General features: G+C 72.0%; 21 protein-coding genes and 1 tRNA gene. 5 read left to right on the top strand and 17 right to left on the bottom strand.

Annotation, left to right across the window (positions count from 1 at the left end; all coding sequences use genetic code 11):
• Window positions 1–80: 80 nt before the first annotated feature.
• The 7 genes from IAG42_RS11265 to IAG42_RS11230 all read right to left on the bottom strand — a co-directional run bounded on the left by IAG42_RS11265 (window position 81) and on the right by IAG42_RS11230 (window position 4,719).
• Entirely contained in the window at window positions 81–293 is a 213-nt protein-coding gene (locus IAG42_RS11265) for a hypothetical protein (protein ID WP_317453310.1), read from the bottom strand.
• Between the two features lie 352 nt (window positions 294–645).
• Window positions 646–981 (bottom strand): hypothetical protein, encoded by a 336-nt coding sequence (locus IAG42_RS11260; protein ID WP_188336886.1) that lies wholly within the window; start codon window positions 979–981, stop codon window positions 646–648.
• Window positions 968–1,483 carry an Imm50 family immunity protein gene (locus tag IAG42_RS11255; RefSeq protein WP_188336885.1) on the bottom strand — a complete coding sequence of 172 codons (516 nt, stop codon included), beginning with the start codon at window positions 1,481–1,483 and terminating at the stop codon, window positions 968–970. Before IAG42_RS11255 ends, IAG42_RS11260 begins: the two co-directional genes overlap by 14 nt.
• 41 nt (window positions 1,484–1,524) lie before the next feature.
• Complete coding sequence (locus IAG42_RS11250) at window positions 1,525–1,962, bottom strand: SMI1/KNR4 family protein (protein ID WP_188336884.1); 438 nt, start codon at window positions 1,960–1,962, stop codon at window positions 1,525–1,527.
• A gap of 61 nt (window positions 1,963–2,023) precedes the next feature.
• The gene (locus IAG42_RS38455; protein WP_317453309.1) at window positions 2,024–2,899 is read right to left on the bottom strand and encodes a hypothetical protein; all 876 of its coding nucleotides are present in this window, start codon (window positions 2,897–2,899) and stop codon (window positions 2,024–2,026) included.
• A 114-nt stretch (window positions 2,900–3,013) separates the two neighbouring features.
• Window positions 3,014–3,739 carry a TetR/AcrR family transcriptional regulator gene (locus IAG42_RS11235; protein WP_188336883.1) on the bottom strand — a complete coding sequence of 242 codons (726 nt, stop codon included), beginning with the start codon at window positions 3,737–3,739 and terminating at the stop codon, window positions 3,014–3,016.
• A 35-nt stretch (window positions 3,740–3,774) separates the two neighbouring features.
• Window positions 3,775–4,719 (bottom strand): AurF N-oxygenase family protein, encoded by a 945-nt coding sequence (locus IAG42_RS11230; RefSeq protein ID WP_188336882.1) that lies wholly within the window; start codon window positions 4,717–4,719, stop codon window positions 3,775–3,777.
• 119 nt (window positions 4,720–4,838) lie between these two features.
• Between IAG42_RS11230 and IAG42_RS11225 the strand changes: the two genes are divergently transcribed.
• Window positions 4,839–5,942, top strand: coding sequence for a ferritin-like domain-containing protein (locus IAG42_RS11225; RefSeq protein WP_188336881.1), 1,104 nt, complete (start codon window positions 4,839–4,841; stop codon window positions 5,940–5,942).
• 63 nt (window positions 5,943–6,005) lie between these two features.
• Complete coding sequence (locus IAG42_RS11220) at window positions 6,006–6,827, top strand: hypothetical protein (RefSeq protein ID WP_188336880.1); 822 nt, start codon at window positions 6,006–6,008, stop codon at window positions 6,825–6,827.
• A 24-nt stretch (window positions 6,828–6,851) separates the two neighbouring features.
• Here the strand turns inward: IAG42_RS11220 and IAG42_RS11215 are convergent, their stop codons facing one another.
• The 6 genes from IAG42_RS11215 to IAG42_RS11190 form a co-directional block, all read right to left on the bottom strand.
• Window positions 6,852–8,324 (bottom strand): penicillin-binding transpeptidase domain-containing protein, encoded by a 1,473-nt coding sequence (locus IAG42_RS11215; RefSeq protein ID WP_188336879.1) that lies wholly within the window; start codon window positions 8,322–8,324, stop codon window positions 6,852–6,854.
• Window positions 8,321–9,703: an FtsW/RodA/SpoVE family cell cycle protein gene (locus IAG42_RS11210; protein WP_188336878.1), complete on the bottom strand. Its 1,383-nt coding sequence runs from the start codon at window positions 9,701–9,703 to the stop codon at window positions 8,321–8,323. Before IAG42_RS11210 ends, IAG42_RS11215 begins: the two co-directional genes overlap by 4 nt.
• 40 nt (window positions 9,704–9,743) lie before the next feature.
• Window positions 9,744–10,127, bottom strand: coding sequence for an SH3 domain-containing protein (locus tag IAG42_RS11205; protein ID WP_188341309.1), 384 nt, complete (start codon window positions 10,125–10,127; stop codon window positions 9,744–9,746).
• 136 nt (window positions 10,128–10,263) lie between these two features.
• Complete coding sequence (locus tag IAG42_RS11200) at window positions 10,264–11,535, bottom strand: sensor histidine kinase (RefSeq protein ID WP_188336877.1); 1,272 nt, start codon at window positions 11,533–11,535, stop codon at window positions 10,264–10,266.
• Window positions 11,532–12,281 (bottom strand): hypothetical protein, encoded by a 750-nt coding sequence (locus IAG42_RS11195; protein WP_188336876.1) that lies wholly within the window; start codon window positions 12,279–12,281, stop codon window positions 11,532–11,534. Before IAG42_RS11195 ends, IAG42_RS11200 begins: the two co-directional genes overlap by 4 nt.
• Before the next feature lie 120 nt (window positions 12,282–12,401).
• Window positions 12,402–12,665, bottom strand: coding sequence for a hypothetical protein (locus IAG42_RS11190; RefSeq protein ID WP_188336875.1), 264 nt, complete (start codon window positions 12,663–12,665; stop codon window positions 12,402–12,404).
• A gap of 202 nt (window positions 12,666–12,867) precedes the next feature.
• Between IAG42_RS11190 and IAG42_RS11185 the strand changes: the two genes are divergently transcribed.
• A complete protein-coding gene (locus IAG42_RS11185; protein WP_188336874.1) occupies window positions 12,868–13,677 on the top strand; it encodes a nuclease-related domain-containing protein in 810 nt (269 codons plus the stop codon).
• Window positions 13,678–13,893: 216 nt separating this feature from the next.
• Here IAG42_RS11185 and IAG42_RS11180 read toward each other — a convergent pair whose 3' ends face one another.
• Window positions 13,894–14,784 (bottom strand): ATP-dependent DNA ligase, encoded by an 891-nt coding sequence (locus IAG42_RS11180; RefSeq protein ID WP_188336873.1) that lies wholly within the window; start codon window positions 14,782–14,784, stop codon window positions 13,894–13,896.
• Window positions 14,781–15,662, bottom strand: coding sequence for a non-homologous end-joining DNA ligase (ligD, locus tag IAG42_RS11175; RefSeq protein WP_188336872.1), 882 nt, complete (start codon window positions 15,660–15,662; stop codon window positions 14,781–14,783). Before ligD ends, IAG42_RS11180 begins: the two co-directional genes overlap by 4 nt.
• 81 nt (window positions 15,663–15,743) lie before the next feature.
• Here ligD and ku point away from each other — a divergent pair, with 81 nt between their 5' ends.
• A complete protein-coding gene (gene ku / locus IAG42_RS11170; RefSeq protein WP_188336871.1) occupies window positions 15,744–16,814 on the top strand; it encodes a non-homologous end joining protein Ku in 1,071 nt (356 codons plus the stop codon).
• A 21-nt stretch (window positions 16,815–16,835) separates the two neighbouring features.
• Here the strand turns inward: ku and IAG42_RS11165 are convergent, their stop codons facing one another.
• Together IAG42_RS11165 and IAG42_RS11160 are read right to left on the bottom strand one after the other, a co-directional pair.
• Window positions 16,836–17,978, bottom strand: coding sequence for an acyltransferase family protein (locus tag IAG42_RS11165; RefSeq protein WP_188336870.1), 1,143 nt, complete (start codon window positions 17,976–17,978; stop codon window positions 16,836–16,838).
• A 320-nt stretch (window positions 17,979–18,298) separates the two neighbouring features.
• Window positions 18,299–18,370, bottom strand: a tRNA-Arg gene (locus IAG42_RS11160).
• A 57-nt stretch (window positions 18,371–18,427) separates the two neighbouring features.
• Here IAG42_RS11160 and IAG42_RS11155 point away from each other — a divergent pair.
• A complete protein-coding gene (locus tag IAG42_RS11155; RefSeq protein ID WP_188336869.1) occupies window positions 18,428–18,970 on the top strand; it encodes a response regulator in 543 nt (180 codons plus the stop codon).
• Window positions 18,971–19,072: the final 102 nt, after the last annotated feature.

The raw sequence follows: 19,072 nt of genomic DNA, 5'->3' as shown, positions 1-19,072 counted from the left end.
CCGTCGTACGACCGGCGCGCGGAGCTGCGCGACCCGGCCCAACCCCACCACCCGTCCAGGTCCCACCCGGCGAGCCGCCTTTACTCGACGCCCTTCTTCCTGGACCACGGCCACCGGATCTCCCGCCCGGTCTTCCCGTCGGGCGCGAACACGTACCGCCACCGCGTCACGAGCTGCACGGCCTTCCCGCTCGGCACGGGCTCCCGCACATACACGAACACGGTCTCCCCGCCCTCCTCACCCGGGACCGGCACCTTGTACACCTTGGGCGGATTCCCGGTGGCGGTCACCATCACGTCCAGCGTCCGCCCATCGAGCGGCCCCCCGACAAAGGGGATCTCTTCACTCTTCACGGGCCCAGTCTCTCCCGTCACAGCCGATACGGGTGGACCTCGATCCCACCGACCGTGAACGCGACCCGCTCCCCGACCCCCGGCAGCGCTCGCCCGACCTCTCCGAACTCCACGAGCAACACGCTCCCGCCGCACCGGAGGGCCACCACGCGATCACGCCCTGCGGGCGCGTCCACGGTCCCGGAGACCAGCACCGGCGCCCCGACGGGCACCAGGCGCGACCCACCGGGCTGTTGAAACCGATCACGTCACCGGACACCTCGGTGATCTCGATACGCACGCCTTCTCTCCCTCAAGCACCGGGCCAGACGGGGAAGGAGCGCGTACGGGCCACAGTGATGCCCGCCGCGCGAAAACTCAGAGACGAGCCCTGCGACGACACGTCGACCGCGACGCCGTCCCCTGGGTCGCCACGCGTGACCCGGACGTCCTTCCTGCCCGGATGGGTCCAGCCGCGCACCCGGACGTCCCGCGCCTCGGGGAAGCGCAGAAAGAACTCGGACCCCTCGCTCCCGCGCTCGCGGGCGAAACCGAGGGTGACGGAACGCTCCCGCTCGTCGAGGTGAACGTAGAACAGGTCGCTGCCCTCCGTCAGCTCCCGGAAGCCGTCGTCCTCAGAGCCGTTCATAGAAGGTCTTCTCGCTGGGGTCGGGGACGGTGGAATGACGCTTCGCGTCGAGGGGGCCGCGGAAGAGGTGCGGCCCGCTGTCCACCCCACCGGGCCCGGCCCGGAACCCGCTGAGGTGCCCGGCCAGTACGTCGGTGTGACTGGTGAACCGCAGGAAGGGCGGCCCCTCGCCGGCCGAGACCTCGACCCGCATCCGGCGCTCGCCGCCACCGAGCTCCGTCAGTGCGAACGACGCGAGAACCGGCGGATCCCACCCGTCCAACTCCAGATTCGCCACGGCGAGAAACTGCAAGTGCCCCTGCACGCTGTCGACCCCGGCGACCGCCCACTCCTCCGGCAACGGCAGGGAAGGCGCGGGCAGATCGAGCCGCAGGGTCAGGGCGGGCCCACGCCAGTCGAGGTGCACGGAGCGGAGGCGGAGGGAGGCCAGGGAGAGTGGGGCGGTGCCGTAGAGCGGGGTGAGGAGGTCGCTGTTGCGTACGGAGAGGTAGTGGCTGGGCACGTGCGCGTCACCCTTCTGTCGCGGCGACGAGTCCGGTCGTCTCAACCATTCCGGTACCAGTCCTCGCCGTCGCTCTCCAGCGCGCTGCGGAGATAGCGGGCCAGAGAGGGCGCGACCCACGTACGGCTGTCGGTCTCGTGGTCCCAGACAAAGACATCGTCCCGCTCGGGGGTGCGGACGAAGGCGAACTGATCGCCGCCGCCGTTGTCGCCGAAGAACATCAGGGCGTCGAACGGCATGTACAGATCGCGGAGATCCGCCTGCGACCGGAAGGACGCGTTCACTTCGAGGATCCGCTCCGTGCTCCACACGGACTCGGCGCCATGAACGTCCTCGATACCGTCGGTCTCCAGCAGCAACTCCCGCAAGGCCGACGGTACGAGCTGTCCGAGGCGCTCCTCGATACGGTCCAGTGCCTCGGGGACCGCGGGCCCCTTCAGCCCGGTTCCCGGGAACTCCTCTGCGAGTTCACGCCACATGCGTCCTGCCCCCGTGTTCCGCCGGCTCACGCTCTTGTCTCGACACTCCGGTGGGTGCGCCTCACGCCAACCGCTCGCGACGCAGGTGCATGAAGTAGTCGTCGATGTCGATGACGTCGTCCTGCGTCAACGGTGGCGGCTCGCCGTTCCGGTCGTCCACATGACGGATGAACGCATCGCCGGGGCTCACGCCGTACGTCTCGACGTAGTCCGCGGCGTCACCGCGCCAGTAGTAGGTCCCGTCGGTGAGGATGCCGCTGCCGCCAGAGGTGCCGAACCGGTCCTCGAGGATGTCGGTCGTGTACTCCATGATCGCCAGCACGACATGGCCCTTACGCAGATACGAGGCGACACCCGCCCGGTCCTCCTCGCGCAGCGCGCCCGTCCGCCCGGCCATTTCGTCCTTGTGCCGGGCATACTCCTGCCGGCTCGCGAGCAGACTCAGGATGCCCAGTGGCTGTACTTCGCGCATGTGCCTGTTCTCTGTTCCTCCGCGGGAGCCCGTCGGCCTGCGGGTCATTTGACGATCGGAAGTCCTTGCGGCCCGTCCGGCCATTCGGGCCAGAGCCTGTTCGTCGGAGAAGGCCAGGATGAAACGGATGCCGTTGAAGTCGGCCGTCAGCAGCCCGCGCTCCTCCTCCGGACCCGGCTCGTCGCCCAGCGGGACCAGGACCGCCGTGCGCCGGAACTCGCCCAGGAGACGGGCGAACTCCCGCTTCCGGGCCACCACTTCCGGGTCGTCGAGCGAGGGGCCGGGATCGGCGGCCTGAGCGCCGGGAGGCTCCGGCGTGGACTCCTCACGCGCGGGCGGCGCCGGTTCCGCGGGCTCCCGCGCCGCGTCGGCAGGCGTGGCCGGACCGCTCATCTCGGCGTAGTCGGCGAGGCGCGACCTCGGTGTCCTCTGCGGCTGGTCCGCCGCACCCCCGTGCTCAGACATGCCGGCCATCATGGGCACGCCGCTTCGCGAACCGCAACGTGCCTACGTCACGCCCCTGTCACGGAACCCGTGCCAGGACCGGCCCTCCCGGGCGTCCCGCGCCGTCCGCCGCCGTCACTGCAAATGTGCTGCGCCGCCCGCCAGTCCCAGCACCCGCCGCACCAGCGCGTCGACCGGGCCGTCCGGGGGCTCCAGGGCCAGGGCCCGGCGTACGGCCTCGGCGGTCTCGGGGTCGCGGGTCGCCGTCGCGGTCAGGATGGCCAGGAACTGGTCGACGAGGGCGTCGCGGAGGTCGTCCAGGGGCGGCTGTTTGTCCTCGTCCAGCCAGATCAGCGAGGCCGCCTCGACGGAGGTGATCCACATGCGGACCGTCATGCGCAGACGCGGGCCCGGTTCGGCGACGGACAGGTGGGCCAGGATGTGAGCGGCGGCCGCGCGGCGCACCCCGTCCACGATCGCGGTCGTCCGGGACGTCTCGACGACACTGCCGCCCTGGAGCAGCGCGGCGAAGCCCATGTCGTGCTCGTCGACGAAGGCCAGATAGCGGTCGAGGGCGCGGGCCAGGCGTGTGGTGAGCGGGCCCTCGGGCGGTTCGGCGAAGCACTGTTCGAGCGCGTCCGCCGCCGTGCGCAGGGCGGCCTCGTACAACTGCTGCTTGCCGCCCGGGAAGTAGCGGTAGACGAGCGGCCGGGAGACCCCGGCGGCCTCCGCGACGTCGTCGAGGGAGACCTCCTCGGGGGCCCGGTGCGCGAACAGGGACAGCGCCGCCTCCAGCAGCTGCGCGCGCCGCTCCTCGACGCTGAGCCGTCTGTAGGCGGGCGTGCCGGTTGCCGAGGTCATGGTGCGAAGAGTAACCGGCATGTCCCGGTCCGTCCTCAGGCCAGCAGCCCCGAGGACCGCCACAGTTGACGCCCGGCGCCGCGCAGCACGCCGATGTCGTCGAGGAAGTCCGTGAGCCGCTTCGCGCCCGTCTGCATGACCTCGCGGCGGTGCCCGCTGGCCTTGACCTCGGCCATGGCCCGCCGCCGGTCCAGGCCCACGTTCGTGTAGACCTCGGGGTTGATGAAGGCGACGGAGAAGACCCGGGCGAACTCGCCCGAGGTGAGCCGCGTGAACTCCTGCGACCAGCGCGGCGCCGTCACCATCTGGCGCCGCAGCTCCTCACGCGCGTACCGGACGTGCCGGGCCTCCTCGACGACGTGGATGCGCGTGACGCCCCGGATCAGGGTCTGCACCCGGTCGTCGGGGAAGGTCAGCCGCTGCATCCAGTCGAGGATCTCCTCGCCGAGCAGCGTCGCCGTGAAGGAGCCGGGCGTGGTCGACACCGTCTTGAACAGCCTGCCCAGGTGGTGGTGGACGCGCGCCACCGGGTAGTGCGGGGTGCCGCCGCGCGTGATGAGCCGGGCGAACATCTTCGAGTGCCGGCACTCGTCCTCGATCTCGGTCAGCGCGTACCGCACGTGCGCGCTCGTCGCCGCCTTGTCGTAGACGTGCCGGACCAGCAGCTGCATCAGGATCAGCTCGAACCAGATGCCGAGCGAGGCGAGCGCCGCGGCCTCGTGCCGGGACAGCGCGATCCGCTGCTCCTCGCTCATCCGCTTCCACAGCGGGGTGCCGTACAGCGACACGAGCTCGGGCGGCCAGAACCACTTGCCCTCCTCGAAGGGCGCGTCCCAGTCCAGCTCCTTGTCGGGGTCGAACGAGTGCTTCGCGGAGGAGTCGAGCAGTCGCTCGGCCACCTGCTCGCGCCCTTTGAGCAGGCCGAGCGCGTCCCGCAGTCCTTCCAGCGCCGCGTCGTCGGCCGGTGTCGTGGTCGTCATCGCTGACTCCGCATCCCTGTGGGCGAGTTCACTCTTATGAGATGCCTTGTCAGCAAGGCCGTCAATGGTTTGCGCACGACTTGTTGACCCCGCGTCCAACAGCGTGTGAACCTGCCGGTATGTCGACGCACGAGCTCTACACCAGGGCCCCGAGCGACCTCAACTGGCAAGTACCGTCGGCCAGTTCGGCCCGCTTCAGCTGGGAATACGACGACGGACGCGACCGACTGCTCGCCCTGTACCAGAAGGGCAAGGACAAGCAGTGGGACGGCGCCAAACGCATCGACTGGGACCTGGAGGTCGACCCCTGCGACCCCCTCGGCACCCCGGACGAGGCGATGTCCCTGTACGGCACGCCCCACTGGGCGAAGATGACCGAGCGGGACCGGGGGGAGCTGCGCAAGCACTACGCGTCCTGGCAGTTCAGCCAGTTCCTGCACGGCGAGCAGGGCGCGATGGTGTGCGCGGCGCGCATCGTCGAGTCCGTGCCCGACCTCGACGCCAAGTTCTACTCCGCGACCCAGACCATGGACGAGGCGCGGCACGCGGAGATATACGGACGCTTCCTCCACGAGAAGATCGGGATGCTCTACCCGATCGACGACAACCTGCAGTCCCTGCTCGGTGACACGCTCCGCGACTCCCGCTGGGACATGCCCTACCTCGGCATGCAGGTGCTCATCGAGGGCCTCGCGCTCGCCGCGTTCGGCATGATCCGCGACACCACGGACAAGCCGCTGCCGAAGCAGATCCTCGCCTACGTGATGCAGGACGAGGCCCGCCATGTCGCGTTCGGGCGGATGGCACTGCGGGACTACTACAAGCAGCTGACCGACGCCGAACTGCGCGAACGCGAGGACTTCGTCATCGAGGGCTGCTACCTCATGCGGGACCGGCTGCGCGGCGTCGAGGTCCTGGAGGACTTCGGCATCCCCCGGGCGCAGGCCGAGGAGTACACCGAGCAGTCCGAGTTCCTGGCCCTGTTCCGGCAGCTGCTCTTCTCCCGGATCGTGCCCTGCGTCAAGGACATCGGCCTGTGGGGCAAACGGCTCCAGGAGGCCTACGTGGACCTCGGCGTCTTCGAACTCGGCGACTCGAACCTGGACCAGCTCATGGCCCAGGACGAGGAGGTCGCGGAGAAGCTGGACGCGGAGCGGTTCGCGGAGGAGGAACGGGGACGGGTGGAGGAGGTCGAGGCGGCGATCCGGGCCGGCGAGGGCTGAGGTCCGGGGGCGGGGCCGGTCGGGCGGCACGGGGTGCCGGCGGGATGCAGTAGCGTCTCGATCGTGTCCACGCCACCTCCGCCCCAGCCCCAGCAGCCGAACCCGTACGGCCCGCCGCAGCCGCAGCAGCCGTACGGGCAGCAACAGCCTTACGGTCAGCAGCCGTACGGGCAGCCGCCGGCGTACCCGGGGTTCCCGCAGCAGCCGGGAACCCCCTACCCCGCCTCCTTCGGCGCCCCGCCGCCCCCGAAGAAGCGGACGGGTCTGATCATCGGCATCGTCGCCGGCGTCGTGGCCCTCGGCATCATCGGCGTGGGCACGCTCGCGTACATCGGATCCCGGGTCGCGGGCGACTTCCCCGAGGCCGAGTACAAGCTGACGCTCCCGAAGACCGTCCTCGGCGGGAAGTACGAACTCGCGCAGGACATGTCCGAGGAGAAGGGCCAGGCGCTGGAGCAGGAGGCCGACGACTCCTGGGACGCCCGCGACACCAAGGCCGTGGTCGGCCAGTACACGCTCGGCGGCGACGCGTCCAAGGGAGTGCTCGTCGTGTCCGGCATGTACGGGCGGTTCAAGAACACCGACGAGGCGCGCGACAACATGATGAAAGGCGGCGGCGAGGCGGAGAACGCCGAGGTCGCCGTCGCCCCCCGGGACTTCCACCCCGCCGGCAGCGACGTCACCATCACCTGCGAGGTGCTGACCCAGTCCGGCGGGGCCGGGCGGCTGACGATGCCGATGTGCGGGTGGGTGGACGGCAACACCGGCGCGTCCATCGGCGAGGTCGACACGGAGTCGATGTCGAAGGATCCCGAGGACGTGGACCTGGCCGCTGTCGCCGAGACCGCGGCGAAGGTCCGGGCCGAGCTCCGTCAGCCGCTCTGACCTGGGGGAACGACCCCGGGACCGTCAGCCCTTCGCCGTGCGGAGAACCGCCTCCATGACCGCGCGGGCGATGGGCGCCGCGCTGCCGCCGCCGCTCACGTCCGCCCGGTTCGCCGCCGCGTCCTCGACGACCACCGCGACCGCCACCTCCGGCTGGGCGGACTGCGCGGACTGGGCGTAGGAGATGAACCACGCGTACGGCGTGCCCTCGTTGTTGACGCCGTTCTGGGCCGTGCCCGTCTTGCCGCCCACCGTCGCCCCGGGGATGCGGGCGTTCGTACCGGTGCCGTCCTCGACGACGTCGACCATCATCTTCTGGAGCTGGGACGCGGTGTAGGGGGACATGGCCTGCCGGTACGTACGGCTGCCCGTCGTGGAGATCGCCGTGCCGCCGCTCGTCGTCGTACGGTCCACGAGGTGCGGGGCCATCACCGTCCCCCCGTTGGCGACCGCCGCCGCCACCATCGCCATCTGCAACGGCGTCGCCCGCGTGTTGAACTGCCCGATCGAGGACAGCGCCAGCTGCGACTGGTTCATGTCGGTGTCGAAGTTGGACCGGGACACGATCATCGGGACGTGCACGCCGGGGTCGTTGAAGCCGAAGGCGCGGGCCGTCTCCACCATGTCGTCCAGGCCCACGGCGACCCCGAGCTTCGCGAACACCGTGTTGCAGGAGATGCGCAGCGCGTCCTCGAGCGTCGCGTCCTCGCACGCGGCGGACGCCGACTCGTTGCCGAGCCGGGTCGTGGTCCCGGGCAGCGTGTACGGCACCGGCGTCCGGGTCGGCGTACCGATCCCGTCCACCACCTCGTGCTCCAGCGCCGCCGCCGCCGTGACGACCTTGAACGTCGAACCCGGCGGATACGTCTCCCGGATCGCCCGGTTGAGCATCGGCCGCTCCGGATCCGCGTTCAGCCGCCGCCATGCCCGCTCCGCCGCCGCCCCCGTCCCCGCGAAGTCCCCGGGATCGTACGAGGGCGCCGTGACCAGTGCGAGGATCCGCCCCGTCGCCGGTTCGATCGCCGCGACCGCCCCCTTCTTCCCGCCGAGCCCCGCGTACGCCGCCTCCTGCGCTCCCGCGTTCAGCGTCGTCGCCACGTCACCGCCCGGCTCCCGGGACCGGGACAGCTCGGGCCAGAACGGGAACGGGGCGAGCAGCGGGCTCGTCCCCGACAGGATGCCGTCCTCCGCGCCCTCCACGAACGAGGAGCCGTACGTCTGCGAGGCGTACCCGGTGACGGGGGAGTACAGCGGCCCGTTCTTGTACGTGCGCTCGTACCGCAGCGCCTGACCGCTGTCCCTGGCGCCGGTGACCGGCCCGCCCTGCACGAGGATGTCGCCGCGCGGCTGCCCGTACTGCGCGATGCTGCCGCGCCGGTTGGCCGGGTTCGCGTCGAGGGAGCCGGACTGGAAGACCTGGACGCGGGTGGAGTTGACCAGCAGCGCGACCAGCAGGATCAGGCAGAAGACCGCGGCGCGGCGGATGTACCGGGTCATCGCCCCGCCCCCGGCCCGGCGGCGGGCAGCGCTCTGCGGGCCGAATCACTGATCCGGACCAGGATCGCGACGATGACCCAGTTCGTGACGACGGACGAACCGCCCTGCGCGAGGAACGGCATCGCCATGCCCGTCAGCGGGATCAGGCCCGTCACCCCGCCCGCGATCACGAAGACCTGCAGCGCGACGATCGAGGCGAGCCCCGTCGCGAGCAGCCGGCCGAACGGCTCGCGCAGTTCCAGCCCGCCCCGCAGGCCCCGCTCCACCAGCAGCGCGTACAGCAGATAGATCGCCGTCAGCCCGACCAGGCCCAGCTCCTCGCCGGCCGTCGCCAGGATGAAGTCGGACTTCGCGGCGAAGCCGATCAGGATCGAGTGCCCCATCCCGAGCCCGGTCCCGAGCATGCCTCCCGCCGCGAACGCGAACAGCGACTGCGCGAGCTGACCCGGCCCGTCACCCGCGGCGATCGAGGCGAACGGATGCAGCCAGATCTCGACGCGGCCGTGCACGTGCGGCTCGAAGGAGGCGACGACGAACGCGCCCGCCGCGGCGAGCAGCAGCCCGATCGCGATCCAGCTGGCCCGGCCGGTCGCCACGTAGAGCATCACGACGAACAGGCCGAAGAAGAGCAGCGACGTACCGAGGTCGGTCTCCAGGATCAGGACGCCGACGCTGAGCAGCCAGATCGCGAGGATCGGCGCGAACACCCGCATCGTGGGCAGCTGGAGCCCCCAGATCCGGCGGCCCGTGTACGTGAGCGCGTGGCCGTTCGCCGCGAGATAGCTGGCGAAGAAGATCGCGAGAAGCACCTTCGCGAACTCGCCGGGCTGGATGGAGAATTCGCCGATCCGGATCCAGATGCGGGCGCCGTTCACCGCGGGGAAGAAGCCCGGCAGGATCATCAGGGCGAGCGCCGCCGCCACCGACAGGTACGCGTACCGCTGGAGCACCCGGTGGTCGCGCAGCAGCATCACGAAGACGATGAAGAGGGCCACGCCGATCGTCGACCACACCAGCTGGGTGGGGGCGGCCTCGTCGTGCGGGGTCTCCAGGTCGAGGCGGTAGATCAGCACGAGGCCCAGCCCGTTGAGGAGCACCCCGATCGGCAGCAGCAGCGGATCGGCGTAGGGGGCGCGCAGCCGGACCGCGACGTGCGCGAGGAGCGCGAGCACGCCGAGCCCGGCGCCGTAACCGGCGGCGCCGGGCGGGACCGCGTCGCTCCTGGCGAGGCCCACGGCGCAGTAGCCGTAGACGCTGAGCAGCACCGCCAGGACCAGCAGGGCGAGTTCGGTGCCCCGGCGTCCGGGGACGCGCACGGCGGGCACCGAGGGGGGAGCCTTCGTTCCCGGTGAGCCCGGTGTACCCGTGGGTGCGGTCATACCGGGAACGTAGCAAGCAAGTGCCGGATATCCGGTTATGTCAGCACCAGCGGGGCGCCCGCCCGATGTTGTCGATGTACTTCGCCGAGCCCCATGCCCACGTGCCGTCGGTCAGCAGGTACCAGAGGTGGTTGCCCTCGACGTTCTGACCGCTCGTCTTGCAGAAGATGGGGACGATCGCGTTGTACGGCTCCACGCGGACCACGCGGCTGCCCCGGGTGGGGGCGTCGCGCAGCAGGAGCCCGGACTTGGCCGTGACCCGGCCCTTGTAGACCGGTGCGTGGTGGCCACCGCCACCACCCCAGTCGCCGCCACCGCCACCGCCCCAGTCGCCGTCCGCCATGGCGGGCGACGCGGTCGCGGCGAGCGTCGCGGCGGCTGCGACGGCTATGCCGATGCGGGTGCTGACGGTCCGTACGGACATGCGAGCCATGAGGTCTCCTCCTGGGACGGGCGTGAAGCGGAGCCGGAACAGCTCCCCACCGCCCACCCAAGCCCCACCGCCTCCCGGGCGCACGGTGGCCGCCGCCTTCGGGGTGACCACCCGGACGGCCGATTTCCTAGCCGGGCCACACCGCCGGCTCCTCGTACGGCAGGGTCAGCGTGGCCACCGCCCCGCCGTCCCGCGCGTTCGTGAACCGCAGGCGGGCGCCCAGGACTTCGGCCTGCCCGAGGGCGATCGTCAGACCCAGACCATGGCCGCGCGCCCCGCCCTCGGTGCGGAACCGCTGCGGGCCGTGCTCCACCAGATAGTCCGGATAACCCGCGCCGTGGTCCCGGACCATGATCACCGGCCCGTCCACCGTGAGCTCCACCGGCGGGCCGCCGTGCCGGTGCGCGTTCGCCACCAGGTTGCCGAGCACCCGCTCCAGGCGGCGCCGGTCCGTCACCACGCACACGTCGGAGACGACAGTCACCGCCGTCTCCGCGCCCGCGAACCGCACCACCCGCTCGACCACCGGCTCCAGCCAGGTCTCGTCCAGGTCCACACGCTCGCTGCGCGCGTCCAGCCGGGAGATCTCCAGCAGGTCCTCGGTGAGCGTGCGCAGCGCCGCCACCCGGTCGCGCACCAGCTCGGTCGGCCGGCCCGGCGGCAGCAGCTCCGCCGCCGCGTGCAGCCCGGTCAGCGGCGTCCGCAGCTCGTGCGCCACGTCCGCCGTGAACCGCTGCTCGGTGAGGATCCGGCCCTGGAGCGAGGCGGCCATGCTGTCGAGCGCGGCCGCGACGGCGGCGACCTCGTCCTGATGCCGTGCCGGATCCTTCGTGCGCGGGTCGCCGACCCGTGCGTCCAGGTCCCCGGCGCTGATCTTGCGGGCCACCCGGGCCGTCGTGTGCAGCCGCCTCGTCACCCGGGTCACCGCGAACGCGCCGACCAGCAGCGTCGCACCGATCGCCAGCACCGACGAGCCCAGGATCGCGTTGTCGAGGCCGTCGATGGTGCGGGCGCCCTGCGCGTAGTCGATCCGCACCGCGAGGGCCCGCCCGCCGGAGGCCGGTCCCGCCGCCCACATCGTCGGGGACGCGTCGTGGTCGCCGATCATCGTGCCGCGCTCACCCCGCGCGGCCAGCTCGTGCAGCGCTGTGGGCAGCTGCGGCGGGTCCACGCCCGCGCCGGGCGGCAGCCGGCTGCCCGACTCGTAGCGCCGCGCCGCGTCGTCCAGGAGCGACAGGGCGCGGTCGCGGGCCTGGCCCACCGTCTGGTCCGTCACGGAGACGTGCACGAGGACGCCGAGCAGCGCGGCCAGCGCGCAGCACATCACGGTGATGAACGCCGCCGCCTTCCAGGTCAGCGAGGCGGTCCAGGCGGGCGGCCGCAGCCGGCGGCGCGTCATGAGCGGCTCGGGTACGGAGACGGGGACGGTACGGCCGAGGACGTACCCGAGGGCGAGGCCGTCGGCGTCCCGGGCGGACCCGTGCGGATGATCTCGTCCCGGGTCGGCAGCATCGCCTCCTGATGGCTGTCGTACGACCAGGAGGTGCGGTACTCGTACCCCGGCAGGTCGGCGGCGGCCCGGACGACGAGGATGCGCCCGGCCAGCTGCACGTTGATGACCGCGTCCTTGTCGTCCATGATCTGCGTCAGCCGGCCCCCGCGGTACACGTAGACCTGCGTGTAGAGCTGGCGCTTCGGGGCCCGCACCGCGACCAGCAGATCCGGCTTCCCGTCACCCGTCAGGTCCGGGTAGTACGCCCGGAGCACCGGGCAGCCGGACGCGCCGGATCCGCCCGGGCCGACCGGTCCGCACGCGTCGAGCCGGTCCACGACGTCGTCGTAGTCCTTGCGGTCCGCGTGCATGCGGGCGCGCACGACGGCCAGCGGGTCGACCTTGCGCAGGTCGCCGCCGGGCACGTCGACCCCCTTGACCACCGCCGTCTCGCCCGCGCCGTAGTCGTCGGCGGGGCGGGTGGCGGGCGGCAGCTTCGGCCACAGCGTCCGCGGGCCCACCGCCGTCGGGGTCGCCCCCGCGCTCTCCAGACCGCCCGCGTCCCCGCAGCCGGTCAGGGCGGCCGCGCCGATCAGGAGCAGCACGGCCGCGGGCACGGTGCGGGCAGCGCTGCCGGGGCGCCTGGACGTCACTGCACTCCTGCCTGTGTCCTCTCGATGGCCGGCCCCTCCTTCGGGCCGCTTCGGATCCTAAGGGGGCGGAAGTCCTTTCTATTCACCCGAAGGAGGCTCCGCACCTCGGGGCGGGCCCGGTCACTGGTCACTGCGCCCGCGCCGCACCGACGCGTACACGAGCCCGCCGGCCCCGGCCGCCGTCATGGCACCGCCCGCGAGCAGGAAGTACCGGTTGGGCCCCTCGGCGGGCCGGTCGGCGGCGGCCCGCTCCTCGTGCGCCGTCGCTGTCGCTGTCGCCGTCGCTGTCGCCGGCGTCTGCGCGACGGCCACGCCTGCGGGCGCGAGCAGCAGACCACCGGTGACCACGGTGAGGGCGGCACGGCGCAACAGGGCGGGACGCATCAGGGAACTCCGTAAGTCCGGCGGGTCATTTCCTCGCAAATTGAGCGAACGCCCAAACCGTAGAACCAGACCGTCACGACGGCTCGGCGGCTGTGTAACAGCGGGCTCACGCTCTCCGCCCGATGCGATGAAGGCGGCCCGTCGCCTTCTTGCAGTGCGCGGGGCTTGCTGCTCCCATGGTCAGGGGGTGATGGGTATGGGTATGAGCGGAATGCGCGTCGTACCGACCTGGCGGCACGGCCAGGAGCGGCTCCACGTCATCGGGGAGGACGGGCGCCACGTCGCCTGGTACGACAGGGAGGCGGCCCGGGTCACGCTGCTGGGGCCCGACGAGACGGTCCGCGAGGCGGTGCTCGCCACACTCGGCCCGTTCCTCACCGGCCAGGTCACGGTCGGCCCGCCGCCCGTGCCGACCCCCGCCGAGCTGGCCCGGCTCGGCCTCCACCCCGACGACGACCTCGCGCCGAACCGGCCAGGCGAGGCGCTCCTCGTCGACCTCGACCGCGACCCGCCGGCGCACGGCCGCCTGCGCACGGATCCGCGCCGGCACGCGCTGGCCGCGCAGCAGCGGGTGGGGGAGCTGCTCGACCGGTTCGACGGCGCGGGCTGGCGGGTCCTGCACTCCGTGCCGCTGCCCGGCGCCGCCCGCATCCACCACCTGCTCATCGGGCCCGGCGGCCTGTTCGCCCTGCACGTCCTGCCGGCCCGCAGGCGCCGCGTACGGATCGACGACCCGCTGGTCGGGGCGGGCCGCGGCGAGCCGCGGCCGCTGCTGCGCCGGGTCAGGTCGGACGCGTCCCGCGCCACGTTCGCCCTGACGGCCGAGGTCCGCCCGGCGCTGGTCCTGGTCGACCCCGCGGCGGTCGAGACTCCGGCCCCGCCCCGGGACGTCCGCCTCCTGACCGACTCGGAGCTTCCGGCGCTGTCCCGCACGGGCGGACTCCTGAAGCCGGCGGACGTCGAGGCACTCCACGCCATGGCCCGAGACCGCCACACCTGGCTCCGCCTCTGACCCGCCCCGCCCCGTCCCCTGTCCGCCGGTCCGTCCCGCGACTGCGGCCCCGGTGGGGGCGGGCCGCGCAGTTCCCCGCGCCCCTGAAATGCACGCCCTTCGGGCGGCATTTCCCCGATGAAGGCTGAACGGCGAAGCCGTTCGCCTTCAGGGGCGCGGGGAACTGCGCGACCAGCCCCCACCGGCCCGCACCCGGCGAACAACCGAACCGCCCGCTCACCGGAACCGCACCGCCTCCGCCGAGAACGCCCCGTGCCGGGTGGACCGCTGCCGAACCTCCAGCACCGGCCGCCCTTCCTCCGGCAGGACCCGGTACGCCACCTCACCCACCCCCACCGCGGTGACGACGGCCTCCCCGCCGTCCCCCCGGGGCAGCACCCGCCCCGCCTCCCCCCGAAGCCCCGTGGGCAGCGGCGTCGTCAGCACCGGCGTGCCGTCCCCGGGCAGCACGACGACCAGCGCGCGCGGCCCGCGCGAGGACCCCGTGTACCCGACCACGACCGCGTCCCGCGTATCGCTGTGCCGCAGCTTCAGCCACCCCCGCCGCCCACCCGGGTACGGATCGCCGACCCGCTTGGCGACCAGCCCCTCGATCCCGCGCTCCGGCAGCGTCTCGTACCAGGTCAGCGCCGTCTCCCGGTCGGTCGTCGACGGCACCGCCTGCAACGGCGGCCCGAGCGGCCCGAGCATCCCGACCAGCCGCGCCCGCCGCTCCGCGTACGGCCGCCGCCGCAGGTCCCCGCCCCCGTCCGCCAGCAGATCGAACGCCGCGTACGACGCCGGCAGCTCCCGCGCCAGCGCCCGGGCCCGCGCCCCCGACGCGGCCGCCGCCCGCCGCTGCACCGCCGCGAAGTCGGTGCGTCCGTCGTGCCAGACGACGACCTCCCCGTCGAGCACGGTCCCGGCGGGCAGCGCGAGCGCCGCCGAGACGAGGTCCGGGAACGCCCGCGCCACCAGCCGCCCCGAGCGGGCCTGGAGGACCACGTCCCCGTCCTCCCGGATCACCACCATCCGGTGCCCGTCGAACTTCGGCTCGAAGGCCCAGTCGGTGCCGGCCGGCAGCGCGTCCACCGACCGCGCGAGCGCGACCTCGACCCGCGCTGTCACGGGATCCGCCCCGCGCGGTTGAGGTTGATGAGCGGGCCGAGCAGATCCCCGTACCGTTCGAGGCGGGGCGCGATGGCGTCGGCCAGGAAGACCAGCTCCCGCGCGTCCGTGCAGGACTCGACCTCCGCCCAGGTCACGGGCGCGGACACGGTCGGCTCGGGCCGGGCCCGCAGCGTGTACGGGGTGGCGGTCGTCTTCGCGGCCGCGTTCTGGCTGTGGTCGACGAACACCTTCCCGGGCCGCAGCTTGCGCGCCATCCGGTGCACCACGAGCCCCGGAAGGTCCGCCTCCGCCTCCTGCGCGAGCGCCTTCGCGTAGGCGCTGACCTGTTCGGACGGCGTCGGCTCCAGCGGCGTCAGCAGATGCAGCCCCTTCGAACCGGAGGTCTTCGCGTACGCGTGCAGCCCGTCCGCCGCCAGCCGCTCCCGCAGCCACACGGCCACCTCGCAGCACTGCACGACATCCGCCGGAGCCCCCGGATCGAGGTCGAACACCAGCCGGTCCGCCCGCCCCGGCGCGTCCGCCTGCCACTGCGGCGTGTGGAACTCCGTGACCAGGTTCGCCGCCCACATCAGCGAGGCCAGGTCCTGGACGAGGATCTGCCGCGCGGGCCCCTGGGAGTGCGGCACCTGCGCCGTCTTCACCCAGGTGGGTGTCCCCGGCGGCACGTTCTTCGCGAAGAACCGCTGCCCGTCCGGCCCGTCCGGATAGCGCAGGAACGACACCGGCCGGTTGTACAGGTGCGCGAGCAGCGGGCCTGCCGTGGTCGCGTAGTAGTGCAGCAGCTCGCCCTTGGTGAACCCGGACGCGGGATAGATGACCTTGTCCAGATTGCTGAGCGTCAGCCGCCGCCCCTCCACTTCTGTGATGGGCGCCATACCGTAATACTCTGGCAATCCGGCCAATCAGCAACTATCCGGCAAACCTCGCAAACGGCGGCGCGAACCGGGAGGTAAACCGTGCGCTCCATCTGGAACGGCGCCATCTCGTTCGGCCTGGTCAGCATCCCCATCAAGCTGGTCAACGCCACCGAGAACCACTCCATCTCCTTCCGTCAGATCCATCTGGAGGACGGCGGCCGCATTCGCTATCGCAAGGTGTGCGAGCTGGAGGAGAAGGAGGTCCCGGGCACCGAGATCGGCAAGGGGTACGAGGAGGCCGACGGGTCGATCATCCCGATCACCGAGGACGACCTCTCCCAGCTGCCGATCCCCACCGCCCGCACGATCGAGATCGTCGCCTTCGTGCCGGCCGACCGGATCGACCCGCTCCAGATGGACACGGCGTACTACCTCTCGGCGAACGGCGTGCCCGCCGCCAAGCCGTACACCCTGCTCCGCGAGGCCCTGAAGCGCAGCCAGAAGGTCGCCATCGCCAAGTTCGCCCTGCGCGGCCGCGAGCGGCTCGGCATGCTGCGGGTCGTCGACGACGTCATCGCCATGCACGGACTGCTCTGGCCGGACGAGATCCGGGCCCCCGAGGACGTGGCCCCGGACACCCAGGTCACGGTCCGCGACGCCGAACTCGACCTCGCGGACGCCCTGATGGACACCCTCGGCGAGGTCGACCTCGACTCCCTGCACGACGACTACCGCGAGGCGGTCGAGGAGATGATCGCGGCGAAGGTCTCCGGCGGCGGCGCCGAGGAGGCCCCGTCCGCCCCCGCGGCGGAGGGCGGCGGCAAGGTCATCGACCTGATGGCGGCCCTGGAGAGCAGTGTGCGCGCGGCCAAGGAGGCGCGGGGCGCCTCGGGTGCCTCCGACGCCTCGGACGAGGACGTGGCCGAGGTGACCCACCTCGCGAGCCGCTCGCGCACGCCGAAGAAGCAGACCACCGCGAAGAAGACCGCGACGGCGAAGAAGAGCGAGCCCGCGAAGAAGTCGACCGGGGCGAAGAAGTCCACGACGGCGAAGAAGACGGCGAGCTCCCCGAAGAAGCAGGCCGCCTCCGCCAAGAAGTCGACGAGCACGGCGACGACGAAGAAGACGACGGCGAAGAAGGCCGCCCCGCGCAAACGCGCCTCGGCGTGACGCGCGGCGGGACGGCGCCGCTCACTTCCGGGGCGCGGCGCCCGACGGCTCTCTGCGGAACGCCCACTCCATCTTCGGCTCCATCACGAACCGGAACGCGCGCTGCACCGGTGTCGTGCACAGCACGGTGATGACGGCCATCGCGAACACCGTCACGACGATCTCGCCCCACGGCGTGTGCACCCACGCCACGTCGTACCAGTCGCCCCAGCGGGACCCCTTCGCGAGGAACCCGTGCAGCAGGTACCCGTACAGCGTCCCCGCGCCGAGCGCCGTGAACCAGAGCCTGCGCCCCGGCACCCACGCGAAGAAGCAGGCCACCAGGACCACCGAGCAGCCGAACATGGCCAGCGTCATCACGGCCCCGCTCCACCCGGGCGCCGCCAGCTCCTGCGCACTGTCGCGCCGGTAGAACCAGGCCGCGTTCATCCGCGGAGCGGCCCAGTACGCGAACAGCAGCGCCGCCGCGAACACCGGCACCGCCGCGATCCGCGCCTCCTTGCGCCGCACCAGACCGAAGTGCTCCTTCTTCAGGCACAGCCCGAGCACGAAGAACGGCAGGAACTGGAGCACCCGCTGAAGGTCGAGGTCGTCACCGATGTCGGGGGAGACGGACGCCAGCGCGGCGATGCCGAGCGCCACCGGCAGCGGCCAGCGGATGACCTTCCACAGCGGCGTGGACAGCCGCCACACGAACAGCGCGCCCAGGAACCAGGTCAGGTACCAGGGGTCGAGCAGACTGATCGCCTGCTCCGGGTCGTCCCCGGCCGTCCGCTTGAAGAACGTGTACGCCACCTCGAAGACGACGTACGGCACGACCACTCCGGTCACCAGCCGCTTCAGCCGCCCGGGACTCGCGTCGAACGAGCGCGAGAAGTAGCCGGAGATCACGATGAACGCCGGCATGTGGAACGTGTACACCATGATGTACAGCGCGGCGGCGGCCCGGCTGTCACCGCGCAGCGGCTCCCAGGCGTGCCCCATGGCGACCAGCACGATCGCCAGGTACTTGGCGTTGTCGAAGAACGCGTCCCGCGCCTTGCCGGGCACGGCCCGGCCGGCGGCGGCAGCCTTCGCGGGCCTCGCGGGAGGCGAGGGCGGCGCCGTGACGCTCTGTGCGGGCAGCGGGCTCCTGGCCGCTGCGACCCCGACCGGCTCGCTCACGATCCCTCCTGTATGAAACCCCGATCGATGGAACCTGAGCGCCCGATCGCGCATCTTCCAAGGTTTGCGAGGTTCAAGTGGCTGCGAGACATCCAAGGCACCGTAGTCACCCCGAGCACCCGGCGTAAACCCGGAGCCCCTCCGCGTGGCAAGCCTCACTGTCCCGGGCGCCGGCGCCGAAAAGGCCGCTCTGCCCGCCGAGTTCGGCCCGGAGCGCCGGCCGGCCCCGCTGCTCCGACGCGTGCCGCCCGCATGAAAAAAGACCCCGTCCGCAGCGTTTCCGCTGTGAACGAGGTCTTCGTCAGACACCCAATTCAAGGTGCCCCCGGCAGGATTCGAACCTGCGCACACGGCTCCGGAGGCCGTTGCTCTATCCCCTGAGCTACGGGGGCGTGCGCCTCGCGGTGCGGGGCGACGGGTAGAACCCTACCAGCTCCCACCGGGTCCTCATGAACAGGTATTTCGGTGCGCGAGCGTGCCGTCGAGCTCGCCTGTACGGGGTGGAAGTGGGGAAAACCCGGACGCCGCGGGTGGGGCCGACCTACTCTCGAGTGGTGCCAGGCGCGTCCGGCCGGGTCCTTGTCGTCGACGACAACAAGGTGATCCGGCAGCTGATCAGGGTCAATCTCGAGCTGGAGGGCTTCGAGGTCGTGACCGCGGCCGACGGTGCCGAATGCCTGGAGGTCGTGCAGCAGGTGCGGCCCGACGTCATCACGCTCGACGTGGTGATGCCCCGCCTCGACGGCATGCGCACCGCGTCCCGGCTGCGTGCCGACGCCCGGACCAGCGCCCTCCCCATCGTCCTGGTCAGCGCCTGCACCCAGCACGAGGTCGAGAGCGGCCTCGAGGTCGGCGTCGACGCCTTCCTGTCCAAGCCCTTCGAGCCGGCCGAACTGGTGCGTGTCGTCCGGCGGTTGGCCGAGCGCGGCCGCGCACCGCGCCGGACGCGCCCCGTCAGCGGCTCCGAGGAGACCGAACGAGCCGGGCGATAGAGAAGCGGCAGAGAAGGGGACAGGGCAGGGGAGCGAGAGCGGCGGCGGGACGGGGCGGACGTCCAGGGAAGCGTCCGCATCGCGGACCATCCGCTAAACCGA

Origin of the sequence: Streptomyces xanthii, from assembly GCF_014621695.1 — a bacterium.
In the GTDB taxonomy this organism is placed as follows: Bacteria; Actinomycetota; Actinomycetes; order Streptomycetales; family Streptomycetaceae; genus Streptomyces; species Streptomyces xanthii.
The sequence above is the reverse complement of the archived record's forward strand: the minus strand, read 5'-3'. Positions and strand labels throughout refer to the sequence as shown.